Source organism: Roseburia faecis (assembly GCF_001406815.1).
GTDB classification, from domain to species: Bacteria; Bacillota; Clostridia; order Lachnospirales; family Lachnospiraceae; genus Roseburia; species Roseburia faecis.
Genome location: NZ_CVRR01000087.1, coordinates 1 through 440, shown reverse-complemented (window position 1 = coordinate 440; position 440 = coordinate 1). Strand labels below are relative to the sequence as shown.

At 37.0% G+C, this 440-nt stretch carries 1 protein-coding gene; it reads right to left on the bottom strand.

Features of this window, described 5'->3' with window-relative positions; translation table 11 throughout:
* The coding region (locus M72_RS15565) for a response regulator (RefSeq protein ID WP_176694803.1) at positions 1–308 on the bottom strand (308 nt) is incomplete at its 3' end.
* Positions 309–440: the final 132 nt, after the last annotated feature.

The window sequence follows — 440 nt, the reverse complement described above, 5'->3', positions numbered from 1 at the left end:
GGTTTTGTCACATAATCGTCCGCTCCCAATGTCAGCCCCGTTATTTTATCCGTTTCCTCAATTTTAGCCGTTAGCATTATGATTGGATAAGTGTATTTCTTTCGGATAAGCTGGCAAAGTGAAAAGCCGTTCATATCCGGGAGCATAATATCCAGAATGGCAAGATCAATGTCGCCGCTTTCAATACACGACATGGCATCCGTTGCGCAGTAAAATTTATAAACGACGTAATTTTCGTTTTTCAAGTAGACCTCCAACAGATCCGCTATATCTTGCTCGTCATCTATAATCAATATCTTTTCAGACATATTTTCAACTCCTTTGCTCATATTTCCAATTAAGTATAGCAAATACAACATCTAAATTCACAATGGATTGCCTGAGAAATTATTAAGATTTTCCTAACTTTCGAATTTAGGCAACTCAAAATGCTAACGTAA